General features: G+C 62.0%; 27 protein-coding genes. 11 read left to right on the forward strand and 16 right to left on the reverse strand.

Features of this window, described 5'->3' with window-relative positions; genetic code table 11:
* Positions 1-9: 9 nt before the first annotated feature.
* Both A9D13_RS15650 and tgt read left to right on the forward strand, forming a co-directional pair.
* Positions 10-996, forward strand: coding sequence for a DUF481 domain-containing protein (locus A9D13_RS15650; protein ID WP_156522119.1), 987 nt, complete (start codon positions 10-12; stop codon positions 994-996).
* A gap of 39 nt (positions 997-1035) precedes the next feature.
* Positions 1036-2157: a tRNA guanosine(34) transglycosylase Tgt gene (tgt, locus tag A9D13_RS15655; protein ID WP_066775695.1), complete on the forward strand. Its 1122-nt coding sequence runs from the start codon at positions 1036-1038 to the stop codon at positions 2155-2157.
* On the opposite strand, the gene A9D13_RS15660 is transcribed toward tgt, so the two are convergent.
* Positions 2154-2372, reverse strand: coding sequence for a YrhK family protein (locus tag A9D13_RS15660; protein ID WP_066775697.1), 219 nt, complete (start codon positions 2370-2372; stop codon positions 2154-2156). The genes tgt and A9D13_RS15660 overlap by 4 nt on opposite strands.
* 120 nt (positions 2373-2492) lie before the next feature.
* Entirely contained in the window at positions 2493-3107 is a 615-nt protein-coding gene (gene rpsD / locus A9D13_RS15665) for a 30S ribosomal protein S4 (RefSeq protein ID WP_066775699.1), read from the reverse strand.
* Positions 3108-3402: 295 nt separating this feature from the next.
* On the opposite strand from rpsD, the gene A9D13_RS15670 reads away from it, so the two are divergent.
* The gene (locus A9D13_RS15670) at positions 3403-3711 is read left to right on the forward strand and encodes a chorismate mutase (RefSeq protein WP_172808206.1); all 309 of its coding nucleotides are present in this window, start codon (positions 3403-3405) and stop codon (positions 3709-3711) included.
* Between the two features lie 5 nt (positions 3712-3716).
* Here A9D13_RS15670 and A9D13_RS15675 read toward each other — a convergent pair whose 3' ends face one another.
* The 5 genes from A9D13_RS15675 to rpiB all read right to left on the reverse strand — a co-directional run bounded on the left by A9D13_RS15675 (position 3717) and on the right by rpiB (position 6889).
* The gene (locus A9D13_RS15675) at positions 3717-4376 is read right to left on the reverse strand and encodes an RNA methyltransferase (RefSeq protein WP_066775909.1); all 660 of its coding nucleotides are present in this window, start codon (positions 4374-4376) and stop codon (positions 3717-3719) included.
* A gap of 79 nt (positions 4377-4455) precedes the next feature.
* Complete coding sequence (gene nrdR, locus A9D13_RS15680; protein WP_066775701.1) at positions 4456-4932, reverse strand: transcriptional regulator NrdR; 477 nt, start codon at positions 4930-4932, stop codon at positions 4456-4458.
* Between the two features lie 14 nt (positions 4933-4946).
* Complete coding sequence (locus tag A9D13_RS15685; RefSeq protein WP_066775702.1) at positions 4947-5126, reverse strand: hypothetical protein; 180 nt, start codon at positions 5124-5126, stop codon at positions 4947-4949.
* A gap of 12 nt (positions 5127-5138) precedes the next feature.
* Positions 5139-6437 (reverse strand): serine hydroxymethyltransferase, encoded by a 1299-nt coding sequence (gene glyA, locus A9D13_RS15690; protein ID WP_066775704.1) that lies wholly within the window; start codon positions 6435-6437, stop codon positions 5139-5141.
* The gene (gene rpiB / locus A9D13_RS15695) at positions 6434-6889 is read right to left on the reverse strand and encodes a ribose 5-phosphate isomerase B (protein ID WP_066775914.1); all 456 of its coding nucleotides are present in this window, start codon (positions 6887-6889) and stop codon (positions 6434-6436) included. The genes glyA and rpiB overlap by 4 nt, the downstream gene beginning before the upstream one ends.
* A 254-nt stretch (positions 6890-7143) precedes the next feature.
* Between rpiB and A9D13_RS15700 the strand changes: the two genes are divergently transcribed.
* Together A9D13_RS15700 and A9D13_RS20180 are read left to right on the forward strand one after the other, a co-directional pair.
* On the forward strand, positions 7144-8676 hold the full coding sequence (locus tag A9D13_RS15700; RefSeq protein WP_066775706.1) for a catalase: 1533 nt from the start codon (positions 7144-7146) through the stop codon (positions 8674-8676).
* Between the two features lie 13 nt (positions 8677-8689).
* A complete protein-coding gene (locus A9D13_RS20180) occupies positions 8690-9133 on the forward strand; it encodes a hypothetical protein (protein ID WP_156522120.1) in 444 nt (147 codons plus the stop codon).
* Between the two features lie 52 nt (positions 9134-9185).
* Here the strand turns inward: A9D13_RS20180 and rpoD are convergent, their stop codons facing one another.
* The 3 genes from rpoD to A9D13_RS15720 are packed head-to-tail and all read right to left on the reverse strand — an operon-like array spanning position 9186 to position 13661.
* Positions 9186-11213 (reverse strand): RNA polymerase sigma factor RpoD, encoded by a 2028-nt coding sequence (gene rpoD, locus A9D13_RS15710; RefSeq protein WP_066775708.1) that lies wholly within the window; start codon positions 11211-11213, stop codon positions 9186-9188.
* 59 nt (positions 11214-11272) lie between these two features.
* Entirely contained in the window at positions 11273-13168 is a 1896-nt protein-coding gene (gene dnaG, locus A9D13_RS15715; protein ID WP_066775710.1) for a DNA primase, read from the reverse strand.
* 40 nt (positions 13169-13208) lie between these two features.
* Entirely contained in the window at positions 13209-13661 is a 453-nt protein-coding gene (locus tag A9D13_RS15720; RefSeq protein WP_066775712.1) for a GatB/YqeY domain-containing protein, read from the reverse strand.
* Positions 13662-13852: 191 nt separating this feature from the next.
* Here A9D13_RS15720 and carA point away from each other — a divergent pair, with 191 nt between their 5' ends.
* The 4 genes from carA to greA all read left to right on the forward strand — a co-directional run bounded on the left by carA (position 13853) and on the right by greA (position 19316).
* A complete protein-coding gene (gene carA / locus A9D13_RS15725; RefSeq protein WP_066775714.1) occupies positions 13853-15037 on the forward strand; it encodes a glutamine-hydrolyzing carbamoyl-phosphate synthase small subunit in 1185 nt (394 codons plus the stop codon).
* On the forward strand, positions 15034-15399 hold the full coding sequence (locus A9D13_RS20620) for a hypothetical protein (RefSeq protein ID WP_156522121.1): 366 nt from the start codon (positions 15034-15036) through the stop codon (positions 15397-15399). Before carA ends, A9D13_RS20620 begins: the two co-directional genes overlap by 4 nt.
* Before the next feature lie 4 nt (positions 15400-15403).
* Positions 15404-18727, forward strand: a complete 3324-nt coding sequence (carB, locus tag A9D13_RS15730) for a carbamoyl-phosphate synthase large subunit (protein ID WP_066775717.1) — start codon at positions 15404-15406, stop codon at positions 18725-18727.
* Positions 18728-18839: 112 nt separating this feature from the next.
* Positions 18840-19316, forward strand: coding sequence for a transcription elongation factor GreA (greA, locus tag A9D13_RS15735; protein WP_066775719.1), 477 nt, complete (start codon positions 18840-18842; stop codon positions 19314-19316).
* Between the two features lie 51 nt (positions 19317-19367).
* Here the strand turns inward: greA and A9D13_RS15740 are convergent, their stop codons facing one another.
* The 5 genes from A9D13_RS15740 to A9D13_RS15760 all read right to left on the reverse strand — a co-directional run bounded on the left by A9D13_RS15740 (position 19368) and on the right by A9D13_RS15760 (position 21777).
* Positions 19368-19592 (reverse strand): DUF4170 domain-containing protein, encoded by a 225-nt coding sequence (locus A9D13_RS15740; RefSeq protein ID WP_066775721.1) that lies wholly within the window; start codon positions 19590-19592, stop codon positions 19368-19370.
* A 116-nt stretch (positions 19593-19708) separates the two neighbouring features.
* Positions 19709-20308 carry a hypothetical protein gene (locus A9D13_RS15745; RefSeq protein ID WP_066775724.1) on the reverse strand — a complete coding sequence of 200 codons (600 nt, stop codon included), beginning with the start codon at positions 20306-20308 and terminating at the stop codon, positions 19709-19711.
* Positions 20309-20377: 69 nt separating this feature from the next.
* Positions 20378-20713 (reverse strand): hypothetical protein, encoded by a 336-nt coding sequence (locus A9D13_RS15750; RefSeq protein ID WP_066775725.1) that lies wholly within the window; start codon positions 20711-20713, stop codon positions 20378-20380.
* Positions 20710-21084 carry a phage holin family protein gene (locus A9D13_RS15755; protein WP_066775917.1) on the reverse strand — a complete coding sequence of 125 codons (375 nt, stop codon included), beginning with the start codon at positions 21082-21084 and terminating at the stop codon, positions 20710-20712. Before A9D13_RS15755 ends, A9D13_RS15750 begins: the two co-directional genes overlap by 4 nt.
* Before the next feature lie 183 nt (positions 21085-21267).
* A complete protein-coding gene (locus tag A9D13_RS15760) occupies positions 21268-21777 on the reverse strand; it encodes a DUF883 C-terminal domain-containing protein (RefSeq protein ID WP_066775918.1) in 510 nt (169 codons plus the stop codon).
* A gap of 307 nt (positions 21778-22084) precedes the next feature.
* Here A9D13_RS15760 and eno point away from each other — a divergent pair, with 307 nt between their 5' ends.
* Both eno and A9D13_RS15770 read left to right on the forward strand, forming a co-directional pair.
* Entirely contained in the window at positions 22085-23368 is a 1284-nt protein-coding gene (eno, locus tag A9D13_RS15765; protein ID WP_066775726.1) for a phosphopyruvate hydratase, read from the forward strand.
* Between the two features lie 364 nt (positions 23369-23732).
* Positions 23733-25460 (forward strand): M13-type metalloendopeptidase, encoded by a 1728-nt coding sequence (locus tag A9D13_RS15770; protein WP_066775727.1) that lies wholly within the window; start codon positions 23733-23735, stop codon positions 25458-25460.
* A 20-nt stretch (positions 25461-25480) separates the two neighbouring features.
* On the opposite strand, the gene ribH is transcribed toward A9D13_RS15770, so the two are convergent.
* Positions 25481-25909, reverse strand: a complete 429-nt coding sequence (ribH, locus tag A9D13_RS15775) for a 6,7-dimethyl-8-ribityllumazine synthase (RefSeq protein WP_066775729.1) — start codon at positions 25907-25909, stop codon at positions 25481-25483.
* Positions 25910-25914 lie beyond the last annotated feature (5 nt).

Raw genomic sequence — 25914 nt, forward strand, 5'->3', positions numbered from 1 at the left:
GGATGCGGCATGGGATCGAAGACCGCATTGATCGGCCTGTTGGCCACTGCCGCAGCAACACCCGCCATGGCCCAGACGGCCACGGTAATTGACCCTTATCCGCGTCAGGCACCGCCGCCGCCGCCGTTGACGGGCCTGCCCGATCCCGTGCGCGAAATGGTCGAAACCGCCATAGCTACTGGCGATGCCGACAAGGTGAAGACCGTGATCGAGATCGCGCGGCGCACCTATCCCGATGGCGGGGCGGAACTCGACAAGCTGGAAACAGGGTTCAAGGCAAACCGCCAGCGTATCGCTGCGGCAGAGGCGGCTCGCAAGCGCGAGGCGCTGCGCACCGCAGGCCCCTTCGAAGGCTGGAGCGGGAAGGGCGAATTCGGTGCCTTGGCTTCCACCGGCAACAGCGAGGATGTGGGCGTTACGGCCGGTTTCAAGGCCAGCCGGGTCGGCATCAACTGGCGGCATGCGGTGCGGCTGAGCTTCGATTACCAGCGCAGCGATGGCGACACGACGCGCGAACGCTATCTCGCCGCGTATGAGCCCAACATCAATATCTCGAAAAGCGCGTTCGTCTATGGCCTCGGCCAGTTCGAGCGGGACAAGGTGCAGGGCTTCCTCGCACGCTATTCCGCTTCGAGCGGTGTGGGTTACCGTTTCTTCGACCGTGAGGATCTGAAGCTTTCAGCCAAGATCGGCCCGGCATGGCGCCGCACCGAACTTGTCGATCCGATGACCGCGGATGAGAACGATACTTATTTCGCAGGGCTGGGCGGTCTGGAGTTCGAGTGGAGGTTCGCCGACAACTGGAGCCTGACCGAAAGCGCGACTGCATTCGTCAGCGACAATTCGACCTATACCTCGCTGACGGGCGTGCAGGCCGGGATCGGCAAGCGGCTGAAGGCGCGGCTATCATACAGCATCGAGCACGATACCGATCCACCCGAAGACACGAAGCCGACCGATACGCTTTCGCGCATTTCGCTGATCTACGATTTCTGATCGACTAAAGCGGGTCAGGGCCGCTAAGCGCGCATCGCTATGACCCGTTTCGAATTCAAGATCCACGCCCGCGAAGGCAAGGCCCGCACTGGCGAGATTGCCATGATGCGCGGTACCATCCGCACGCCCGCCTTCATGCCCGTCGGCACCGCCGCCACGGTAAAGGCGATGAAGGTGGAGGACGTGCGCCGCACGGGCGCGGACATCATCCTGGGCAACACCTATCACCTGATGCTGCGCCCCGGGGCCGAGCGGGTGGCAAGGCTTGGCGGGCTGCACAAATTCATGGGCTGGGACCGCCCGATCCTGACCGACAGCGGTGGCTATCAGGTTATGAGCCTGTCGGACCTTCGCAAGATCACCGAGGAAGGCGTGACCTTCAAAAGCCACCTCGACGGATCGCGCCATTCGCTGACCCCCGAACGCTCGATGGAAATCCAGCGCCTTTTGGGTAGTGACATCGTCATGGCGTTCGACGAATGCCCCCGCGCCGACCGACCGCGTGACGAGATCGCGGCATCGATGGAAATGTCGATGCGCTGGGCCAAGCGTAGCCGCGAAGGTTTCGACAGCGGCGAGGAGCATGCCGCGCGCTCGGCCCTGTTCGGCATCCAGCAGGGCGCGCTGGACGAGGAACTGCGCAAGATCAGCGCGGAAAAGCTGACCGAGATCGGCTTTGACGGCTATGCCGTGGGCGGGCTCGCCGTGGGTGAGGGGCAGGAGGCGATGTTCGCCACGCTGGACTTTGCGCCGGAGCAGTTGCCCGATGACCGCCCGCGTTACCTGATGGGCGTGGGCAAGCCCGACGATCTGGTCGGTGCGGTTGAGCGCGGCATCGACATGTTCGATTGCGTGCTGCCCAGCCGGTCGGGCCGCAATGGGCAGGCTTTCACCTGGAATGGCCCGATCAACATCCGCAACGCCAAGTTCGGCGAGGATCAGGAGCCGATCGACAATCGCTGCTCATGCCCGACCTGCGGCAAATATACGCGTGCCTATCTGCACCACCTCGTCCGCAGCGGCGAAATTCTTGGCGCTATGCTGATGACCGAGCATAATCTCTCGTTTTATCAGCAGCTGATGCAGGGCATGCGCGATGCGATCGCGGATGGGCGGTTCGCGGCCTTTGCGGCGGATTTCCGGCGGGATTATCTGCGCTAGTCCCGCTTGGTGATCTTAACCAGAAACGACCCAATGGCGCCGATCAGCATTAGGGTTGATCCAAGGATGAAAAGCCATACGCCCAGCACCTTCCATGCATCGAACGCGGGCAAAAAGAGCACGCTTCCAATGACGAACAGGGCATTGCCTACCAGGCCGAGGCCAAGGTGGATCCAGCCATAATCATGGATGAGCGTGCGAAGAAAACCGGGCATGCGGCGCTAATTGGATTATGTGCCTGCCGGTTCAACCCCGGCAACGCCATTTCCCGCTGAACCAACGAAAAAAGGCGGCCCCCGCAGGAGCCGCCTCTTTTTTCGTGAACCGCTAGCGGATCAGCGCGAGTAGAACTCGACCACCAGGTTCGGTTCCATGCGGACCGGATAGGGAACCTCGTCCAGCGTCGGAACGCGGGTGAAGGTCACCTTGTCGGTGCCGTCGGTCGCGACATAGTCGGGGATCTCACGCTCGGGCAGGCTCTGCGCTTCGATGACGAGCGCCATTTCCTTGGCCTTGTCGCCGAGGCTGATCACGTCACCGACGAAGCAACGACGCGATGCGATGTTGCACTTCACGCCATTGACCTTGATGTGACCGTGCGAAACGATCTGGCGGGCCGCGAAGATCGTCGGCGCGAACTTGGCGCGATAGACGATCATGTCGAGGCGCTGTTCGAGCAGGCCGATGAGGTTCTGGCTGGTATCGCCCTTCATCTTCGAAGCTTCGGCGTAGGTGCGCTTGAACTGCTTCTCGGTCACGTCGCCGTAGTAGCCCTTGAGCTTCTGCTTGGCGCGCAGCTGCAGACCGTAGTCCGAAACCTTGCTCTTGCGGCGCTGGCCGTGCTGGCCGGGGCCGTACGAGCGACGGTTGACGGGGCTGTTCGGGCGGCCCCAGATGTTTTCGCCCATGCGGCGGTCAAGCTTATGCTTGGCGCTCTTGCGCTTCGACATATGTCTTTCCTTCAATATGCTGGCCATCGCCCTGATGGGCGTTCGCTGGCCGGGGTTTGGTTCTCATAGCCCGGAACCGCTGCGTCCCATGGGGACGTGGCCACCGCTTCACCGGGGTGCGGGGCCCTATTGCGAGCGCGCGCATTTACAGGAAAAGCCGCTGTCGTCAACCCCGGTGATTGGCCCGGTGATTGGCCCAGTGATCGGCCCGGTGATGGGCACAGCCATGGACTGCGCGTGGAGAGTGCGCCGCAGCATCTCGACAGCGGGCGCGGGGCAGGGCATGGCACCGCCCATGGACAAGCATATCGAACCCGAACTGTGCCGCACGATGAAGGAAGTGCGCCGCGGCGTCGACGCGACCGACAAGGCCCTGATCTCCCTCTTGGCCACGCGCTTCGGATATATGCGGGCCGCCGCCCGGATCAAGCAGACGCATGAAGAAGTGCGTGACGAGGACCGCAAGCGTGAAGTGATCGATAATGCCGTAGCCGAGGCCAAGGCACTGGGCGTACCGGATGCGTTGATCGCGCAATTCTGGGAAGCGCTCGTCGAATGCTCGATCGCTTATGAGGGCGAGGAGTGGAAGCGCATCCGCGCCTGACCCTCTCAGTCCTTGCGCGGCCCCTTGGCCAGCGCGCTTAGAACGCCGCGCATGGTGCGGATTTCAAGGTGGTTCCAGCCCGGCTTCGTCAACATGGTGCGCAGTGTGCGCCGCGTGGCGGTGGCGCGGCTTTCCGGGCGGAAATAGCCGCAAGGCTCCAGCATGCCGTCAAGCTGCGCGATCATGCCATCCAGCTCTTCCTGGCTGGCGGGCGGCAGCAATTCCTCGTCCGTCGGCTGCACCAGCGTTTCGGCGGAGGCTTGCGTCTTCGACCATTCATAGGACAGCAGGATCACCGCCTGCGCGAGATTGAGCGAGCCGAATTCCGGATTGATCGGCACGGTCACGATCGTGCGCGCCAGCGCGACATCATCGGTTTCCAGGCCCGATCGTTCCGGCCCGAACAAAATGGCGTGCCGGCCGGGAGCGGTGGCCATGTCGCGCGCGGCCTCTTCGGGCGTCAGCACCGGCTTTGTCACGCCGCGTTTCCTGACCGTGGTGGCATGGACATGGGCGCAATCGGCAACCGCGTCTGCAACGCTGTCGAAAACCTTCGCGTTTTCCAGCACGATATCCGCGCCCGATGCCGCAGGACCCGCCGAAGGATTGGGCCAGCCATCGCGCGGTGCGACAAGCCGCATTTCGGTCAGGCCGAAGTTCAGCATGGCGCGCGCGGCCTTGCCGATGTTTTCACCCAGCTGCGGGCGGACGAGCACGATAACGGGATTCTCAGGCGGCACGTGGTTACTCGCTGGCGACGTCGCGCACGGTGCTGGCGAATTGCTCGAAGTCACTGGCCTCGCTGAATTCGCGATAGACGCTGGCAAAGCGGATATAGGCCACGGAATCGAGCTGGCGCAGGCCCTCCATGACCAGTTCGCCGATCACGGCGGAGGGCACTTCGCTGTCGCCGCGCGTTTCGATCTGGCGCTGCACGCCCGAAATTAGACGGTCCACGCTTTCGGGCGCGATGTCCCGCTTGCGGCAGGCAAGGCGCACCGCGTAATCCAGCTTCGACCGGTCGAAGGGTTCGCGCCGTGCGTCTTCGCCATCTGCGCCGGTTTTCAGCACGGTCACTTCGCGCAGTTGGATACGCTCAAACGTGGTGAACCGCGCGCCGCAGCCTTCGCACTGGCGGCGGCGGCGGATCGCGCTCGCGTCTTCGGCGGGACGGCTGTCCTTTACCTGGCTCGATTCATTCGCGCAAAACGGGCAACGCACTTATCGGAATACCTTCAGATCTTGCCCTTGGCCTTGGCATAGCCAAGCCCGCCGCCCACGACCGCACCGATGACCGGGCCGACGAAGGGGACGGGGATTGCGACGACGGCACCGATGGCCGCCCATTTGGCTGCCTTCTGCTTGTCGGGCGAAAGCCCGTTCCAGTAATCCTTGATGCCGCCGGGTTCGCTCATCGCTTGTGTCCTTTAATCTTCGTAGATCGGGAATCGATCGCACAGGGCTTCGACGCGCTCACGCACGTTCTGTTCCACCTGCGCGTCGCCTTCCTCGCCGCACTTGGCAAGCCCGTCGAGGACGTCTGCGACCATATTTCCGATTTCGCGGAATTCAGCGGGGCCGAAACCGCGCGTGGTGCCCGCCGGGCTGCCAACGCGAATGCCGCTGGTCTTTACAGGCGGCAGCGGGTCGAAGGGGATGCCGTTCTTGTTGCAGGTGATGCCTGCACGTTCCAGCGCCTCGTCCGCGTCCTTACCCGTGACGCCCAGCGGGGTGAGGTCGATCAGCGCGACATGAGTGTCGGTCCCGCCCGAAACGACGGCAGCGCCGCGTTCCTTCAGCGTGTCGGCCAGAACCTGCGCGTTTTCGATGACAAGGCGCGAATAATCCTTGAACTCGGGGCGCAGCGCCTCGCCAAACGCCACGGCCTTGGCCGCGATGACATGCATCAGCGGGCCGCCCTGAAGCCCCGGGAAAACGGCGGAGTTGATCTTCTTCGCCAGCTTTTCGTCATTGGTCAGGATCATGCCGCCACGCGGACCGCGCAAAGTCTTGTGCGTGGTGGTGGTCACGACATGGGCGTGCGGGAAGGGGGAGGGATGCTCACCAGCCGCGACCAGACCTGCGAAATGCGCCATGTCGACATGGAACAGCGCACCGACCTTATCCGCGATGGCGCGGAAGCGGGCGAAATCGATGACGCGCGGATAGGCGCTGCCGCCCGCGATGATGAGCTTGGGCTGATGCTCCTGGGCAAGGCGCTCGACCTCGTCATAATCGATCAGATGCGTGTCCTTGGTCACGCCATACTGCACGGCGTTGAACCATTTCCCCGAAAGCGCAGGGCGCGCGCCATGGGTGAGGTGGCCGCCTGCATCGAGGCTCATGCCAAGGATGGTGTCGCCCGGCTTTACCGTGGCGAGCAGCACCGCGCCGTTTGCCTGCGCGCCCGAATGCGGCTGCACATTGGCGAAGTCGCAGCCAAACAAAGTTTTCGCGCGATCGATGGCCAGCTGTTCAACCGAATCCGACGGTGCGCAGCCCTGGTAATAACGCTTACCGGGGTAACCCTCGGCGTATTTGTTGGTGAACACCGAACCTTGTGCTTCCAGCACGGCCTTCGAAACGATGTTCTCGCTCGCGATCAGTTCGATCTGCTTGCGCTCACGATTAAGCTCGCTGGCGATCGCATCGGCAATGGCGCTGTCGCTACTGGCAAGATCATCGGTGAAAAAGCCGGTGGAGCGGATCTTGGTGTCGACGGTCATCGGGTCTCTTCCTTGGCGAAAGGGGGATTGGAAAGCTTGTCTACGCGGCCGGCGTGGCGGCCGCCCTCGAACTTGCCGACAGTGAAGGCGGCGATGCAGGCCTTGGCCATGTCGATCCCGGTCAGGCGGGCGCCAAGGGCGATGCAGTTCGCATCATTATGTTCGCGCGCCAGCATAGCCGACAGCGGTTCGGATACCAGAGCGCAGCGCATGGCCGGGTGGCGGTTGACGGCGATGGAAATGCCAATCCCCGATCCGCAAACGGCGACGCCATAATCGACCGCCCCGGAACTGACGGATTTTGCGAGCTTATAGCCGAAATCGGGATAATCGACGCGGTCCGCGCTTTGCGGCCCGCAATCGGTGACGACATGGCCTTCATCGGCGAGCCAGCGGGCCAGTTCCTGCTTCATGTCGAAACCGGCGTGATCGGATGCGATGGCAATACGCATGGCGTGTTCGTTCCCGTTGCTGAGGAATCGAGGGAGGGTGCTTCCGCGTCGCATAGTGCCTATGCCCGCCAAAGGCCACCGCAAAGGGCGTTTGGCGGGGAAAAGCTGCGCTTCACGCGATTGCGGCGCAATCATGACATTGATCATGCGGGAAAAGCGATTTTACTGATCGGCGAATTAGCGCGGAACCTTGGGCAGTTTGGTGGGTAGCGAATGGGTAAGCATTAACCATTCAGCCCGAAAGGCAGGCTCCCATGGCCGACAAGAATCACGTTCCCAAGACGACCACCGATGCCGGTATCCCGGTGCAGAGCGACGAGCATTCGCTGACCGTGGGCCGCGACGGACCGATCGTCCTGAACGATCACTATTTGCTGGAGCAGATGGCCAACTTCAATCGGGAGCGTATTCCCGAACGCCAGCCCCATGCCAAGGGAAGCGGCGCATTCGGCTATTTCGAAGTGACGAACGATGTCACCAAATACACCAAGGCCAAGGTTTTCCAGCCCGGTGCCAAGACCGAGACCGCGATGCGCTTTTCGACCGTGGCTGGTGAACGCGGCAGCCCCGACACCTGGCGCGATCCGCGCGGTTTTTCGGTCAAGTTCTATACCGAGGACGGCAATTTCGACATGGTCGGCAACAACACGCCGATCTTCTTCATCCGCGACCCGCTGAAGTTCCAGCATTTCATCCGTAGCCAGAAGCGCCGTGCCGACAGCGGCCTTCGCGACCATGACATGCAGTGGGATTTCTGGACCCTGTCGCCCGAAAGCGCGCATCAGGTCACCTATCTGATGGGCGATCGCGGCGTGCCCAAGAACTGGCGCGAGATGAACGGCTATGGCAGCCATACCTATTCGCTGATCAATGCCGATGGTGAGAAGTTCTGGGTGAAGTTCCACTTCCTGACCGACCTTGGCGACGGCAACGCCTATCTCAGCCAGGAAGAAGCCGACAAGATGGCCGGGCAGGACGGCGATTATCACCGCCGCGACCTGTTCGACCACATCTCCAAGGGCGAGTATCCGAGCTGGACACTCAAATGGCAGATCATGCCTTATGAGGATGCCAAGACCTATCACATCAACCCGTTCGACCTGACCAAGGTCTGGCCGCACGAGGATTATCCGCTGATCGAGGTGGGCAAGCTGGTGCTGAACCAGAACCCCGTCGACTGGGATACGCAGATCGAGCAGCTGGCGTTCGAGCCCAATAACATGGTGCCCGGCATCGGCCTGTCGCCCGACAAGATGCTGCTGGCGCGCGGCTTCAGCTACGCCGATGCGCATCGCGCGCGGCTTGGCGTGAATTACAAGCAGATTCCGGTGAACCAGCCCAAAACCGAAGTGCATAGCTATTCGCGTGCCGGCGCGATGCGCACGAAAAACGCGGTCGATCCGGTTTATGCGCCAAACAGCTATGGCGGTCCGGCAGCGCAGCCTGATCTGACGGGCGAAGCCGGTCTGTGGCATTCCGACGGCGACATGGTTCGCGAAGCCTATACGCTGCGCAAGGATGATGATGATTTCAGCCAGGCAGGCGCCTTGGTCCGTGACGTGATGGACGATGCCGCGCGTGAGCGACTGGTCATGAACGTCGTTGGCCATTTGTGCGATGGCGTGTCGGAAAAGGTGCTGCTGCGCGCTTTCGATTACTGGAAGTCCATCGACAAGGACACCGGAGAGAAGATCGAGAAGGGCGTGCGCGAAAAACTGGGCGGCAAATCCGATGCGCCGGGAATGGCGTCTGCTCAGGCGATCGAGGAGCATGAACCGGCCGAGTAAGAGGCACTCGAACTTGCTTTCGAACGGAGCGGCGGCAACCGGTGTTGCCGCCGCTTTGTTTTTTCTGCTCATCAGGCGTAAATGTGGAAACCGCATGATGCACGACGGGCCGAGTATTTACGGCGACGAGTCGTTCATGGCAAAGTTAAGGGGAGCCACGATGAATACGCAGATTGCCAGTCGGAAAACTTTCGCGATCCTTCGCATAGCGGCGTGGAGCCTTGGCGCCGCTATTCTGATTGTCCCCGCCATAGCCATGCAGTTCAGCAGCGAGGTAAACTGGGGCCCCGGCGATTTTCTCGTGATGGGTTCCCTTGTCCTTCTGGTCGGCGGAGCCATTGAGGGGATTTCGCGCATGGCCGAAGGAGGCCGGCTGATGAAATATGCGCTGGCCGGCGGGGTGCTGCTGCTTGGCCTTGCCATATGGGTCGAGCTTGCCGTCGGTATTTTCGACTGAGCTGACTACACATCGCAACCAGTGAAAAGCCCCGCCGAAGCGGGGCTTTTTGTTACTGGTCGAGGAAGCTGCGCATCTTGCGGCTGCGGCTCGGGTGCTTGAGCTTTCTCAGCGCCTTTGCCTCGATCTGCCGGATGCGTTCGCGGGTCACGCTGAACTGCTGGCCCACTTCCTCCAGCGTGTGATCGGTGTTCATGCCGATGCCGAAACGCATGCGCAGCACGCGCTCTTCACGCGGGGTGAGGCTGGCGAGAACGCGCGTGACGGTCTCTTTCAGGTTGGACTGGATTGCCGCATCGACAGGGATGATGGCGTTCTTGTCCTCGATGAAATCGCCCAGATGGCTGTCTTCCTCGTCGCCGATCGGCGTTTCGAGGGAGATCGGCTCCTTGGCGATCTTCATCACCTTGCGCACCTTTTCGAGCGGCATCGAAAGACGCTCGGCCATTTCCTCGGGCGTGGGCTCACGCCCTTGCTCGTGCAGGAACTGGCGGGAAGTGCGGACCAGCTTGTTGATCGTCTCGATCATATGGACCGGGATACGGATCGTGCGGGCCTGGTCCGCGATCGAACGCGTGATCGCCTGACGGATCCACCATGTCGCATAGGTCGAGAACTTGTAGCCGCGGCGATACTCGAACTTGTCGACCGCCTTCATCAGGCCGATGTTCCCTTCCTGGATAAGGTCCAGGAACTGCAGGCCGCGGTTCGTGTATTTCTTGGCAATGGAAATCACGAGACGCAGGTTCGCCTCGACCATTTCCTTCTTCGCGATACGCGCCTCGCGCTCGCCCTTTTGCACCATGTTCACGATGCGGCGGAATTCCGGGAGCGCCATGCCGGTCTGGCTGGCGATGTCCGAAATCTCGGCGCGGATGCGTTCGACAGGATCGGCTTCCTTCTCGGCGAAGGCGGCCCATTTCTTGTCCTTCTTCGACATCTCCACCAGCCAGTTTTCGTCAAGCTCGCGCCCGACATATTGCTGGAGGAAATCGGCGCGCTTGACCTTGTGACGCTCGGCCAGACGCAGCATTTGGCCGCCCAGCGCGGTCAGGCGGCGGTTGAAGGCATAGAGATTGTCGACCAGGAATTCGATCTTGGTCGCGTGGAACTGCACGGATTCGACTTCGGCGGTGAGTTCCTCGCTCAGGCTTTCGTACTTGTTTTCCTTGGCCTTGGGGAACACTTCGCCACGGTTCAGCGCGTCGACGCGCTCTCCCTGCAGCTTCTCGAAGCTCTTGAACAGCTTGGTGATGCGGGCGAAACGCTCGATGGCATCGGGCTTCAGCGCCGCTTCCATCTGGGCGAGGGACAGGGTGTTGTCCTCCTCGTCCTCTTCCTTCTCGCGGGTCGAACCCTCTTCGCCGTCTTCGGACTCCTCGTCCGAATCGTCGTCATCGTCTTCCTTGTACGACGGACCGGCGGTTTCCTCGGAAATCTCGCCGTCGCCTTCATCGTCGTCATTCAGGCTTTCAGGGGCAGGTTCCTTCGACAGCATGGCGTCAAGATCGAGGATCTCGCGCAGCTGCATTTCCTCGTTGTTGAGCGCTTCGGACCACTGGATGATGGCGTGGAAAGTGATCGGGCTTTCGCACAGGCCCATGATCATCATGTCGCGGCCGGCCTCGATGCGCTTGGCGATGGCGATTTCGCCTTCGCGGCTCAGCAGTTCGACGGCACCCATTTCGCGCAAGTACATGCGCACGGGGTCGTCGGTCCGCTCGACCGTTTCCTTCTTCTTGGCAGGCGCCTTGTTGTCCTTGGCGGTGCTGGCGCCCGAGCTGTCGTCGGAATCGTCGTCGCTGCCGCCGTCGATCTCATCGGGCGTATCGTCGTCGTCGCCTTCGGAATCCTCGTCGCTCTCGACGATGTTCACGCCCATTTCCGAGATCGCGGACATCACGTCCTCGATCTGCTCGGAAGTCATCTGATCCTGCGGGAGCGCCTCGTTCAGCTCGTCGATCGTGATCACGCCGCGCTTTTTCGCGCGAGCGATGAGTTTCTTGATCGAAGCTTCGTTGAGGTCGATCAGCGGGGAATCACCGTCGCCGCCGCTGCCGTTTTTCGATTTGGTTGCCATTACCGCCTATTTGTCTGCTCTGGTCCCGGCTTTTCGCATGTCGAGCTTTCCCACTCTCTCTACTCGGCCTGACTATTGCTTCGCGTAGCCGCCATTTGCATGAGGCGACCGTCAAATTCCAGCTTTCTCTTCAAAAGACGCTGCTGTTCCGCGAAGGACCCTTCCGGATCTTCGGCGAAACGCGCGGTCGCCTGTGCAAGCGCAGCCTCAATCGCCGGCCTTTCGACCAGCAGCGAGATTGCCTCGCTCAGTTCTTGCGTGGCCTCGGGCGCCTGTGTTCGATCGGTCAGAAAGGCAAACTTTGTGCCGCCGATCGCGTCCCCGGTGGGTAGGGCCAGTCCACGTTGGGCCAATATGGCGGCAAATTCGGCTCTTTCAAGCGGGCGATCAGGGATTTGCCCCGATTCCGCAATGTCGAGCATGGCATTGAGCATCCGGGCCTGCTCGCGGTCTTCGGGTACGAGGTGCGAGAGCCTTTCCGCTTCCTCTGCCAGCAGCGCCGGATAGCGGGTGAGCCCGGCCAATACCGCGTCGGTAAGCCGCTTGCGCGCCGTGGCCGGATTCATCTGCCGCAAGGCTGCGGAAGGCGGCGTGTTGTCCCTGCCGAACGGCTTACCACCGAACCTGCCCTTGCCCTGCTGTCCGCCATAGCCTCCGCCGCGATTTGGCGTGAACGGCGTGCGCTCGCGCCGGGGAAAGGCGAAATCTGAGAACCTTTCGCGCAGTTCGCGGGCGTAAAGTGCCTTGATATCAGGGTGCTGTATGGCATCGGCATGCGCCATCAGCCGCTCCTTCAGCCCCGCCTTCGCTTCGGGAGTGTTCAGCGGGGCGGCGGCGCTTTCAACCCGCCAGATCACGTCGAGTAGCGTTTCGCCCTTGCCCAGCAGCGCCTTCATCGCGGCAGGACCATCGCGGCGAATCAGGTCGTCGGGGTCCAATCCTTCAGGGAGCGTCACGATCGAGAGGCTGTGGCCGGGCCGCAGCAGGGGGAGGGCGCGTTCCACCGCACGCATGGCGGCCCGCTGCCCGGCGCTGTCGCCGTCGAAGCACAGCACCGGAACCGGCACCATGCGCCAGAGCAGTTCGATCTGCCGCTCGGTCAGCGCGGTACCCATCGGCGCAACCGCCTCGGGAATACCGGCGCCTGCCAGTGCGACGACATCCATGTAGCCTTCGACCACGACGACGCGGTCGGATTGGCGCGATGAAGCCGAGGCTCGGTGGATATTGTAAAGCGTGCGCCCCTTGTCGAAAACGGGCGTGTCGGGCGAATTGAGGTACTTCGGCGCGTTGTCGCGCTTCTCCATGATCCGGCCGCCAAAGCCGATCACGCGGGCGCGGCGGTCCTGAATCGGCAGCATCAGCCGTCCGCGAAAGCGGTCGTAAGGTTCCTTGCCATCCACACTGATCAACAGGCCCGCCTCGATCAGCATCTCCTTGGGGAAGCCGTCCAGAACGCCTGCGATCGCGCCGCGCGCATCCGGCGCGAAGCCGAAGCCGAATTCGCGGATCTGCGCATCATTGATGCCGCGCTGCTTCAGATAGGCGCGGGCGGCCGAACCCTCTGGCGCGGCGAGATTCTTTACGAACCACCCTTGCGCTTCGGCCAGCACGTCATACAGCGTGGCGCGCTGTTCCGCGGCCTCTGCATAGCGCGGGTCGGCGGCGGGCACTTCCATGCCTGCTTCCTGCGCCAGTTCCTTGACCGCATCCATGAAGGGCAGGCCGCGCTGGTCGGTCATCCAGCGGATGGCATCGCCATGCGCCCCGCAGCCAAAGCAGTGATAAAACTGCTTCTCGTCATTGACGTAGAAGCTGGGCGTATTCTCGTTATGGAAGGGGCAGCACGCCTTGAACTCACGCCCCGCGCGCTGAAGCTTTTCGGTACGGCCGATCAGCGCGGAAAGCGTGATCCGCGACCGAAGTTCGTCCAGCCATTGGGGAGAGAGCGCCATCGCCCCCTAATGCCGCAGCGCGCTCAGGAAAGCGAGGCCTTCACGCCAGCGATGCTTTCACGAGGCCGCTTGCCTTGCTCATGTCAAGTTCGGTGCCGTGGCGGGCCTTCAGCTCGGCCATGACCTTGCCCATGTCTTTCATGCCGCTGGCACCGGTTTCCGCCTTGATCGCCTCGATCGCGGCCTTGGTGTCTTCCTCGCTCATCTGCGCGGGCAGGAATTCCTCGATCACGACGAGTTCCTTTTCCTCCGCTTCGGCCAGTTCGGCGCGGCCGCCATCGTTGTACATCGCAATCGATTCGCGGCGCTGCTTCGCCATCTTCTGCAGCACGTCGATCACCAGCGCATCGTCGTCGCCGGTCGCCTCGCTGGTGCGCAGTTCGATGTCGCGATCCTTCACCTTGGCGAGAATCAGGCGCACGGCGTTCAACCGCTCCTTGTCCTTGTCCTTCATCGCCTGGATCTGGGCGGCCTTGAGATCGTCGCGGAGCATGATTTTTCTTCTCTGTCTGATAGCGTGATTTGGGTCTGTGGCGCAGATAGGCGCGTTTGCGGCGTATGCAAACCGGACGGGCTGTGCGACTGTTAAGAAATACCCGGATCCGTGCTTGACGCTTGGCCCTGCCGTCTCTAGCGGACGGGCCTTAGCACATATCGCCGGAACCCTGACCAACGGAGCGCCCCATGGCCGACCCCGCTTCTACTCACGCGTCTACTCCAGAGGGGGCCACTGCCGTTCTCGTCTTTGCCGATGGGCATGTCGCCTATGGCCGCGGCTTTGGCGCGACGGGTGAGGCTGTGGGTGAACTTTGCTTCAACACCTCGATGACCGGCTATCAGGAAGTGATGACCGACCCGTCCTATGCAGGGCAGGTCGTGTGCTTCACTTTCCCGCATATCGGCAATGTCGGCACCAACAGCGAAGACGTCGAAGGCGCGGTCGATTCGGCGCTGGGCTGCGTGGTGCGCGAGGATGTGACCGACCCTTCGAACTTCCGCTCCATGGGCGATTTCCCCGAATGGATGAAGGCCAAGGGCAAGATCGGCATCGCCGGGCTCGATACCCGCGCGCTGACGCGCCGCATCCGCATTCAGGGCGCGCCCAATGTGGTGATCGCGCACAATCCCGACGGCCAGTTCGACATTGACGCGCTGGTGGCCAAGGCAGCGGCGTGGAGCGGCCTCGAAGGCCTCGACCTTGCCAAGGATGTCAGCCGCGAAATCAGCGAAGGCTGGACCGGCGGGCACTGGATGCTGGGTTCCGGCTATGACGAGCCGGGCGCCGATGGCCGCCCGCATGTCGTCGCCATGGATTTCGGCGCGAAGGACAATATCTTCCGCAATCTCGTGCGGGCAGGGGCCAAGGTTACTGTCGTCCCGGCGGAAGCGAGCTATGACGAGATCATGGCGCTGAAGCCCGACGGCGTGTTCCTGTCGAACGGCCCCGGCGATCCGGCGGCGACCGGCGTCTACGCGGTGCCGGTGATCAAGGCGCTGCTGGACGCAGACGTTCCGCTGTTCGGCATCTGCCTTGGCCACCAGATGCTGGCGCTGGCCGCAGGCGCGAAGACCGCCAAGATGTTCCAGGGCCACCGCGGCGCCAACCACCCGGTGCAGCGCGTCGGCGGCATCTGGGGCGAGACCGAGGGGCTGGTCGAGATTACCTCGATGAACCACGGTTTCGCGGTCGATGGCGAGACGCTGCCCGAAGGCGTGATCGAAACGCACAAATCGCTGTTCGACGGCACCAATTGCGGCATCGCGATCACCGGCAAGAAGGCGTTCGGCGTGCAATACCACCCCGAGGCTTCGCCGGGACCGATGGACAGTTTCTACCTGTTCGAGAAATTCGTGGGTGAGTTGGGGTGACGCTAAACGTCGGATTGGTAATAGGCTTCGCGATCCTGCTTCTAACAGCAGCCGCAGTTATTGTCAGTTTTCGGCGTAATAAAAAGGCAATCGATGCGCTCGATGAAAGCGATTGTCGCACATTAAAAATCAGCGTCCCTAACCATCGGATAAAATGGACGCAGAAAAAATTACATTCTCTTGGCTGGGCCAATGACGAAGGCAGGAACTGTGCTGAAGGAAAGTCAGCAACGCGTCTTACCTTCGAAAAGGGTGAAGCCGAAGGCGCTTCTTCACTGAAGGAAGTGTTGCACAGTTTAAATAGATCGATGGCGCTGCCTGCAAGCCCGCCCGATTTCTCGCCTAAGATCGAGGATAAATAACGAAATGCCAAAACGCACTGACATCTCCTCCATCCTCATCATCGGCGCGGGTCCGATCATCATCGGGCAGGCGTGCGAGTTCGACTATTCGGGCACGCAGGCGGTCAAGGCGCTGAAGGAAGAGGGTTACCGGGTCATTCTGGTAAACTCGAACCCGGCGACGATCATGACCGATCCGGAAATGGCCGACGCGACATATGTGGAGCCGATCACGCCCGAATTCGTAGAGCGCGTCATCGCCAAGGAGCGCCCCGATGCGCTGCTGCCGACCATGGGCGGGCAGACCGCGCTCAACACCGCGCTCAAGCTTTATGAGAATGGCACGCTGTCGAAATATGGCGTGAAGATGATCGGCGCGGACGCCGACGCCATCGACAAGGCCGAAAACCGCCAGCGTTTCCGTAAGGCGATGGACGCCATCGGCCTCGAAAGTGCGCGCAGCGGCGTTGCCAACACGCTGGATGAGGCGATCAAGGTGCTCGACACCACGGGCCTCCCTGCGATCATTCGCCCGTCGTTCACGCTGGGCGGCACCGGCGGCGGCATCGCCTATAACAAGGCCGAGTTCGAGAAAATCGTGCGCGAAGGCCTCGACGCCAGCCCCACGACCGAGGTCCTGATCGAGGAATCGCTCCTCGGCTGGAAAGAGTATGAGATGGAGGTTGTCCGCGACAAGAAGGACAATTGCATCATCATCTGCTCGATCGAAAATGTCGATCCGATGGGCGTGCACACGGGCGATTCCATTACGGTCGCTCCAGCGCTGACGCTGACCGATAAGGAATACCAGATCATGCGCACCGCGTCTTTGAACGTGCTGCGTGAAATTGGCGTGGAAACAGGCGGTTCGAACGTACAGTTCGCAGTGAATCCCGCCGATGGCCGCCTCATCGTGATCGAGATGAACCCGCGCGTTTCGCGGTCCTCGGCGCTGGCATCGAAAGCCACCGGCTTCCCCATCGCGCGCGTCGCGGCCAAGCTCGCCGTGGGCTACACGCTGGACGAGATCACGAACGAGATCACCGGGGCGACGCCTGCCAGCTTTGAACCCACCATCGACTATATCGTCACCAAGATCCCGCGCTTCGCCTTTGAAAAGTTTAAGGGCGCGGAGAACAAGCTGTCGACCGCGATGAAGTCGGTGGGCGAGGTCATGGCGATCGGCCGCAACATGAAGGAATCGATGCAGAAGGCGCTGCGCGGCCTCGAAACCGGATTGGACGGCTTCAACCGGGTAGAAGAGCTGGAAGGCGCGAACAAGGAGGTCATCACCGCTCGCCTTGCCGAGCGGACGCCCGAGCGCCTGCTGATCGTGGCACAGGCCTTCCGCGAAGGGCTTACCATCGATGAGATCCATTCGATCACGCAATATGACCTCTGGTTCCTGCGCCACATCGAACAGATCATCGCCGAGGAAGCGAACATCATCGCCCATGGCGTGCCCCGCACGACAGAGGGCCTGCGCCGCCTGAAAGCCATGGGCTTTTCGGACAAGCGCCTTGCCACGCTGGCCGTGCGTTCGGTCGGTGTCGCGGGCGGCATGGGCGAAACGCAGGCGAAGCGTTCGGGCCTCCTCCACGATACGCTGAAGGCCATGGCCGGCGGCACGAGCGAGGAAGAAATCCGCGCCCTGCGCCACAAGCTGGGCGTGCGCCCCGTGTTCAAGCGCATCGACAGCTGCGCCGCCGAGTTCGAGGCGATCACGCCCTATATGTACTCGACCTATGAAAACCCGCTGTTCGGCGAGGCCGAGAACGAGGCCGATCCGTCCGAGCGCAAGAAGGTCGTGATCCTTGGCGGCGGACCCAACCGCATCGGTCAGGGTATCGAGTTCGACTATTGCTGCTGCCATGCCTGCTTCGCGCTGGAAGAAGCGGGCTATGAAACCATCATGATCAACTGCAACCCGGAGACCGTGTCGACCGACTACGACACCTCCGACCGGCTTTATTTCGAGCCGCTTACCGCCGAAGACGTGCTGGAAATCCTCGATGTCGAAAAGTCGCGCGGCACGCTGGTCGGCGTGATCGTGCAGTTCGGCGGGCAGACCCCGCTGAAACTGGCGCAGGCGCTTGAGGATGCGGGCATCCCGATCCTTGGCACCAGCCCGGATGCCATCGACCTTGCCGAAGACCGCGAGCGTTTCGCCAAGCTGGTCAACAAGCTCGACCTGCTGCAGCCCTCGAACGGCATCGCGCGCAGCCAGGAAGAGGCGCGCGGCATCGCGGCGCAGATCGGCTATCCCGTGCTCATCCGCCCGTCCTACGTGCTGGGCGGCCGCGCGATGGAGATCGTGGACAGCGAAGGCCAACTCGACGAATATATGGAAACGGCCGTGCGCGTTTCCGGAGACTCGCCTGTTCTGATCGACCAGTATCTGCGCGATGCGGTGGAATGCGATGTCGATGCCTTGTGCGATGGCACCGACGTGGTCGTCGCGGGCGTCATGCAGCATATCGAGGAAGCCGGCGTGCATTCGGGCGACAGCGCCTGCACGATCCCGCCCTACAGCCTCCCACCCGAGATTATCGAGGAGATGGAGCGTCAGGCCGAGGCATTGGCCCGTGCACTGAAGGTTGTTGGCCTGATGAACATCCAGTTCGCGGTCAAGGACGGCAAGGTCTATCTGATCGAGGTTAACCCGCGCGCTAGCCGGACCGTGCCCTTTGTCGCCAAGGCGATCGGCCAGTCCATCGCGAAATACGCCGCCCGCATCATGGCAGGCGAAAAGCTGGCCGATTTCCCGCCGATCAAGCGCGACATCGACTATTTCGCGATCAAGGAAGCGGTGTTCCCCTTCAGCAAGTTCCCCGGCGCGGATCCGGCATTGTCGCCCGAAATGAAATCGACCGGCGAAGTCATGGGCATTGACCCGACTTTCACCGGCGCTTTCGTGAAAAGCCAATTTGGTGCTGGCGCGATCCTGCCCGAAAGCGGTGTGCTTTTCGTTTCGGTAAAGGACAGCGACAAGGACACCATCCTGCCCGCGGTCAAGGAACTTACGGAAAACGGATTCAAGATCATCGCGACCGGCGGCACTCAGCGCTTTCTGGCCGACAACGGGGTCGAGGTCACACCGGTCAACAAGGTTGCCGAAGGTCGCCCGCATATCGTCGATGCCATCATCGACGGTGAGGTCGCGATGATCTTCAACACGACCGAGGGTTGGCAAAGCCTGAAGGACAGCAAGTCCATCCGTCAGGCCGCGCTGGAAGCAAAGGTTCCGATCTATACCACGGCCGCTGGCGCGCGCGTCGCGGCAGAGGCGATTGTGGCCCAGCGCTCCGCTACGCTTGAAGTACGCTCGCTTCAGGCCTATTATAGCTGACCGCTAACGCTTTTCCCCTAGCAGCGTAGACCCGCACTACCCCGGAGCCAAAGGTTTCGGCAGGCGGGAAACCTGTCTCGCCGCGGGGAGGGCCAGGAGGAACGAATTAAAAATGGCGAGTGTCGAAAAGGTACCGATGCTGGCGGAAGGCTATGAAAAGCTGACCGCCGAATTGAAGGCTCTGCGTGAGGAGCGTCCCCGCATCGTCGATGCGATCGAAGAAGCGCGCGCGCATGGCGATTTGTCGGAAAACGCCGAATACCATGCCGCCAAGGAGCGCCAGGGCCAGGTAGAGGCGACGATCGCCGATCTGGAGGACAAGGTCAGCCGTGCGCAGATCATCGATCCGGCTTCGCTGTCGGGCGACAAGATCATCTTTGGCGCGACTGTCACCCTGCTGGACGAGGACGACAAGCCGATCAAATACCAGATCGTTGGTCCGACCGAGGCTGACGCTAAAAAGGGCCGGATCAGCTATTCCAGCCCGCTGGGCCGCGCATTGATCGGCAAGAAAGTCGAGGAAGAGGTAGAGGTTACCGTGCCTTCGGGCGAGCGGTTCTACCTTGTCGACAAAATCGAATTCATCTGATTGCTTCGGGCGGGGAGGCTTTGGCTTCCCCGCCCGAATTGCATCCGGACCTCAGTCGAGCTTGAGATCGGGTTCCAGCAGCCGGTGCAGGTGCACCACCACATATTTCATCTCTGCATCGTCTACAGTGCGCTGGGCTGCACCGCGCCATGCTTCCTCGGCCGAAGCCTTGTCGGGGAAGACGCCGACGATATCGAGGTTGTTCAGGTCCTCGAATTCGAGGCCACGGGGGTCTTTCACTCGGCCACCCATCACAAGATGCAGAAGCTGCGCCATCAAATACTCCGCTGGTAAAGGTAAAGCCGCCCGATCGGGCGGGATCGGGCGGCTTCTAACCGATGCGGCGGCCGATCCAAAGGGGGGTCGGACCTATTTTTTGAAAAACAACCTATTTATTTCCGCAGGCGCGAAGCGAGCGAGCCGGTCTTGAAAGCTGCGTCCTCGCTGGCCTGACGGGCGGCAAGTGCGGCCTTTTCACCGATATGGCGGGCCGACAGTAGCGTGCCTTCGCCTTTTTCCGACAAGGTGCTCGCAAGTGCGGAACTCGATTCGGCAAAATTTTCGCCAATTTCGCCCAGCTTTTCCTTGGACGTTTCAGCAGCATCTTCGGCCATGGCCAGCATTTGCGAGCCATAGGTGCTGGCCAGTTCCGCCAGAAGACCGCCGGTGGAAAGCACGGCGCCGCGCACCTTGCGCCCCGGCTTGCCCGGAAGGGCGAGGGCGATGGCTGCACCGGCAACGACCGCACCGGAAAGTGCGAGGACGGGGTGCTCCTTGACGAAATCGCTGGCGCTGCGAGCAGCCTTCTTCGTGTTCTCCGCGGCCTTGGCGCGGGCAGGGGCCGTACGTTCAGCAAGACGCGCCTGTGCTGCGGAAACCTTTTCGGCCAGCGTCGGCTCGCGGGGCGCTTCGATATCGTTCGACGGAACGCCGACCGGCTCGATCGGCGTTGCAGGGGTCGTTGCGGTGGTTGCGGCAGGTTCGTTGGTCACGGGCGTTTCCTCGATTGATTGATGTCTTGTCAGATCAATGGATCGGACGTGATCCGGTTCCAAAAGCGCTTATTCCGGGGCTTGCGGGGTGTCGGCCGTGTCGAATGCCTCTTCCTCTTCACCCTCTTCACGGCCAAGCACACGGTCGGCAAATGCCATGATAGGCCCGCGCAGCAGCCATGCCGTAACGGCAAGCGCGCCAGCGGCCACTATCGGGCGGTGTGTGTTCGCGGCATCGGCGGCTTCCTCGGCCAGCATGCGCCCATCCGAGGCGAGGCGGGTCGCGACGCGCTTGCCGACACCTGCCGCGCCAAGATCGGACTTGATCAGATCGCGCTGGGTTTCGAAAACATTGCGTGCCGCTTTCCTCAGCCGGCGCGCTTCAAGGACTTCTTCCTCGCTCATGCGTTTCGACCTTCCTCATCGGCGGCGATGACCGCCTTCATCCTGTTGATCTTTGCCGTCCCCTTTTTGGCCAAAAGCAGTGCAATGATGCCAAGCACGGCGGTAACAAGCGCAGTCGATCCCCAATAGGTGATGATCTGCCCCAGTGCGAGCACCAGCCCGACTACCAGCGCCATCGCCGCGAAAAAGCCGCATACGGCTGCCGCGACGAATAGCGCGGTAATGCCCTTCGCCTCGTTCGCGGCGTAAAGGGCGCGCTTTTTATGGAAGTCGATCTCGGCCTCGGCCAGCATCTTGCCGTCTTCGACAAGCGTGCTGATATCCTCGATCAGTGATCGCTCGACAGCGATGTCATCGGCGCTTTCCGCCATTTCAGTCTTGTCCCCCAGGCACCGGCCTTGGTCCGGCACCGAATTTCGTTTGCGTCCGGCCCTTTCGAACCGTGGCGGAAAAGGCAAAAGGCGGGCGCGCCCTGAACAGACGCGCTCCGCCTCTCATCCGGTCATGATCGGTACGCACTGCACGTCATTGTGGAGAGCACCGATCCGGCCCGATCACTTGCTGCGGAACAGCCGTGCCAGCAGGAAGCCGGCGCCTGCCGCGATCGCGACAGCGGTGCCCGGGCTCTTGCGCACGAATTCGCGCGCATCGTCGCCGATCTGCTCAAGGCTCTTTTCGTCGAGCGAGGCTGCGTTCTTTTCAAGGCTGCCGGCAGCCGAGCGGGCGTAATCGCCATATTTGACGCCAAGCTTCTCATCGAGCGTCGGCGCATTGTCGGTGATCAGCTTAGAGAGCGCGACCATGCCTTCGCTGGCCTTGCCCTTGCCTTCGTTGGCAAGCTCATAGGCCTTGGCCTTGGCCTGATCGCCATAGGCGTTGGCATCGCCCTTGAGCTGATCGCCCTTCTCACCGGCGCGGTCCTTGTAGCCACTGGTCTTTTCCAGCGCTTCGGCCTTCAGCTCGGCAACGCCGGCCTTGGCTTCCTCAAGCGCCTTCGAAAAGCGGCTCTTCGCTTCGGTGCGGTGATCGGGAGTGGGGGAAACGGGTTCGATAGGTTCGACCATGGTTTGCATCTTTCGTCCTTGTCCGTCCCCTCTGGCGAAGGGGTTGGATGGGTTGCCAGGTCGGGCCGGTGGCCCGGCGGTTCTCTCCAGCCTTACCCTTTCGGGGCGGGCTGGCAAAAAGAGGGGACGGGTTCAGCCCCCTGGTGTTGATGCAATAACGACTGTTGCCAGTCATTGTTCCGCCAACTAATTCGGCCACGCATATCACGAATTGCGCTAGCCTGCGCCCCTGCTGATATATCTGGCATGTCCGATGCCGCCAACAAGGGGGCGCAGGACCGTTAAATTTGGAAAAGAGGCCCATTAAATGACCGCGATCATCGATATCCACGCTCGCGAAATCCTCGACAGCCGTGGCAATCCGACCGTTGAGGTGGACGTGCTGCTGGAGGACGGCTCGATGGGCCGTGCCGCCGTTCCCTCCGGCGCGTCGACCGGCGCGCATGAGGCGGTGGAACTGCGCGATGGCGACAAGAGTCGCTATATGGGCAAGGGCGTGCTGAAAGCCGTAGAGGCCTGCAATACCGAGATTTCCGACGTTCTCCTCGGCCTCGACGCCGAAGACCAGCGCGATATCGACCTTGCCATGATCTCGCTCGACGGGACGGAGAACAAGAGCCGGATCGGCGCCAATGCGATTCTCGGCGCGTCGATGGCGGTGGCCAAGGCTGCGGCGGCTGCGCGCGGCCTGCCGCTTTATGCTTATATCGGCGGCGTTTCGGCCCACATGCTGCCCGTACCGATGATGAACATCATCAATGGCGGTGAACATGCCGACAACCCGATCGATTTCCAGGAATTCATGGTCATGCCGGTCGGCGCCGAATCGATTGCCGAAGCGGTTCGCTGGGGCAGCGAGATCTTCCACACGCTGAAGAAGGGCCTTGCCGAAAAGGGCCTCTCGACCGCAGTCGGCGATGAAGGCGGCTTTGCTCCCAACATCGGCAGCACGCGCGACGCGCTCGATTTCATCATGAAGTCGATCGAGAAGGCCGGTTTCAAGCCCGGTGAAGATGTCGCTCTCGCACTCGACTGCGCCAGCACCGAGTTTTTCGCCGATGGCCGCTATGACATCGCGGGTGAGGGGATCTCGCTCTCGGGCGTGGAAATGGCCGATTACCTGGCTGATCTGTGTGCCAACTATCCGATCAAGTCGATCGAGGACGGCATGGCCGAGGACGACTTCGAGGGCTGGAAGGCGCTGACCGACAAGATCGGCGACAAGGTCCAGCTGGTCGGCGACGATCTGTTCGTCACCAACCCGCGCCGTCTGGCCAAGGGTATCGAGGACGGCCTCGCCAACTCGCTGCTGGTGAAGGTCAACCAGATCGGCACGCTGACCGAGACGCTGGAAGCTGTCGCCATGGCGCATCGCGCGGGCTACACCTCGGTGATGAGCCATCGTTCGGGCGAAACCGAGGACGCGACCATTGCCGACCTCGCCGTCGCCACCAACTGCGGCCAGATCAAGACCGGGTCGCTCGCGCGGTCGGACCGTCTTGCGAAATACAACCAGCTCATCCGTATCGAGGAAGAACTGGGCGCAAGCGCGCTCTATGCAGGGTCGGGCGCATTCGGCCGCCTGTCCTGATCCGGTTCGCAATCTATTGAAACGGGCCCGTTCCGCTACACGCGGAGCGGGCCTGTTTCGTTTCGGGCCTGTTGTATCCGGCTGTGCGTCTTGCCCCAAGGAACGGTTTGCGCCGCGCGGCCTGAGCCATTAGAACGGGTGCCACGTTTTTGCCACATATCGACAAGTGCGCCGGTGCGGGCGCCACACGTAGAGCACTTTTTTGCCCGTTCGTCCTCACATTGCCGCTTTCCCCATATCGCTTCGCCGCTGCTGGCTGGGCCTTTTGGCCGTGCTTGGCCTTGCTCTCCTTTCCTCCTGTGCCGGAGAGAGCGAGACGGTTTCCCCCATTCAAGGCACCGGATCGGGAATCGACGGAGAAAGCGTGGATACCGCTGTTGATCCGGGCAATGATTTCTATCGATATGCGAACGGCAACTGGCTGCGCAACGCCGTGGTGCCCGCCGATGCAAGTAATGTCTCGCGCACCAGCGCGGCTGAGGCCGAACTTGACCGCCGCCTGACTTCCATCGTCGAGGATATCGCCGGTCGCCCGCAGGACCGGGGGACGCCAGAGGCGCTCGTTCGCGATTATTACCGCTATTACATGGACCGGGAGATGATTGATCGCCTCGGCCTGAAACCCGCCAGCAGTTTCATCGAACGCATCGACGGGATCGAGGATGTGGCCGGCCTGTCGCGCGCGATCGGTACCACGCTGCGCGCCGATGCCGAGCCGCTTGCCGGCAAGCAAAGCGAGAATCTGTTCGCGGTTTCGGTATTGCCGGCGCCGACGGGTAAGAATGCCGCGGCGTGGCTGCTGCCGGGCGGATTGGGGCTGCCCGACCGCGAAGCCTATCTGCTTGAAAGCTCCGCCGCCCGCGCGACTCGCGCGGCCTATCGCGATTACGTGGCGCGGATCCTGTCACGTGGCGGGCGCACGGGGGCGACCGCTCGCGCCAATGCGGTGCTCGATCTCGAAGTCAAGCTCGCCGAGGCGCAAGGCGCGGCGCAGGATCTTTCGCAGGCCCGAATGCTTTCTGCCGAAGAGCTTCAGGAAGAGGCGCCGGGCATCGACTGGGCCGGGCTGCTGGCAGCCGCGGGGCTTGGCGACGAGGCGCAGATCGCAGTGGTCGATGCCGAGGCGATTGCCCGTATCTCCACCTTAGCAAAGGAAGTGCCGCTGGATGCGTGGAAGGACTGGCTGATATTCCATCGCCTCTCCACCCACGCCAATGTGCTACCCGCTGAATTCGCCCGCGCCCGCTATGTTTTTTACGGACAGCGGATGGGCGTGATGGACGACGGCGGTTCGCGGGAGGAACTCGCGACGCACCAGATCAGCTCGCTTTTCGGCGGGACGCTCAGCCGGCTCTATGCCGCTCGCTATTTTTCCGAGGAAGAACGCAAGGACGTTTCGATCATCGTCGATCGCATTCGCCGCGCCATGGCCGATGGCCTGCCCGATGGGGCTGATGGCACCGCCGCGCTGGAGGAGTTGACCGTAGCGACGGGTTTTCCCGATGAATATGAGGAACTCACCGATCTCGGCCCGTTTGCAGCCAATGCCTATGGCATGACGGTCGCCGCTGAAAGGGCCGCCTATCGGCAGGAACTTGGCCTGTTGGGCAAGCCTTATGATCCCACACGCTGGGTGACCGGCACGCAGGACATGCAGGTGCGTTACCTGCCGCTGCAAAACGTGCTGGAGGTGCCCGCGGCCCTTTTGCAGCCGCCGTTCTATGACCCGGAAGCCGATGCTTCAGCGAATTATGGCGGGATCGGCGGGATCGTGGGCAAGAGCCTCGCAAATGCAGCAGGCGCCGCCCATCCGACCATTGCCGGTCTGGCAGCGGCCTATGAGGGGTATCGCGCATCATTGGGCGGAAAGGAGCCGCGCGTGATCGAAGGCTATACCGGCGACCAGCGGTTCTTCATCGCCTTTGCCCAATTGCAGGCGGTCAAGACGGCAAGGGAGGCATCGGCGATTACGCAGGGCGCGAAAGACGATGCCAATGCCGTGCGCAATCTGGATGCGTGGTACCGGGCTTTCGACGTGCAGCCCAGCGACGAACTTTACCAGCCCGCAGCCGAGCGGCTGACGGGCTGGTAGGCTCCTGCGTTTCGCGGGCCTTATTCGGCCGCGGCGAACTTGTCCTGAAGGTCGAGGAGGGCGAGGGCGGCCTTGGCTGCCTCGCCGCCCTTGTCCTTCTGTGAAGGATCAGCGCGGACGATCGCCTGTTCTTCGTTCTCGACCGTAAGAATGCCATTGCCGATGGCGATGCCGTCCATGGTCAGCGCCATGATGCCGCGCGCGCTTTCACCGGCGACGATCTCGAAGTGATAGGTCTCGCCGCGAATGACGACGCCGATGGCGACATAGCCGTCATAGCGTTCGGCCTCGGTAGCCAGCGCGATGGCGGCGGGAATTTCCAGCGCGCCGGGAACGGTGATGACATCGACGTCATGACCCTCGGCCTCCAGCACTCCCTTCGCCCCGGCGATAAGCATGTCGTTGAGATGCGAGTAGAAGCGCGCTTCCACGATCAGAAAACGGGACAAGTTCT

It is taken from the genome of Croceicoccus mobilis (assembly GCF_001661965.1).
In the GTDB taxonomy this organism is placed as follows: domain Bacteria; phylum Pseudomonadota; class Alphaproteobacteria; order Sphingomonadales; family Sphingomonadaceae; genus Croceicoccus; species Croceicoccus mobilis.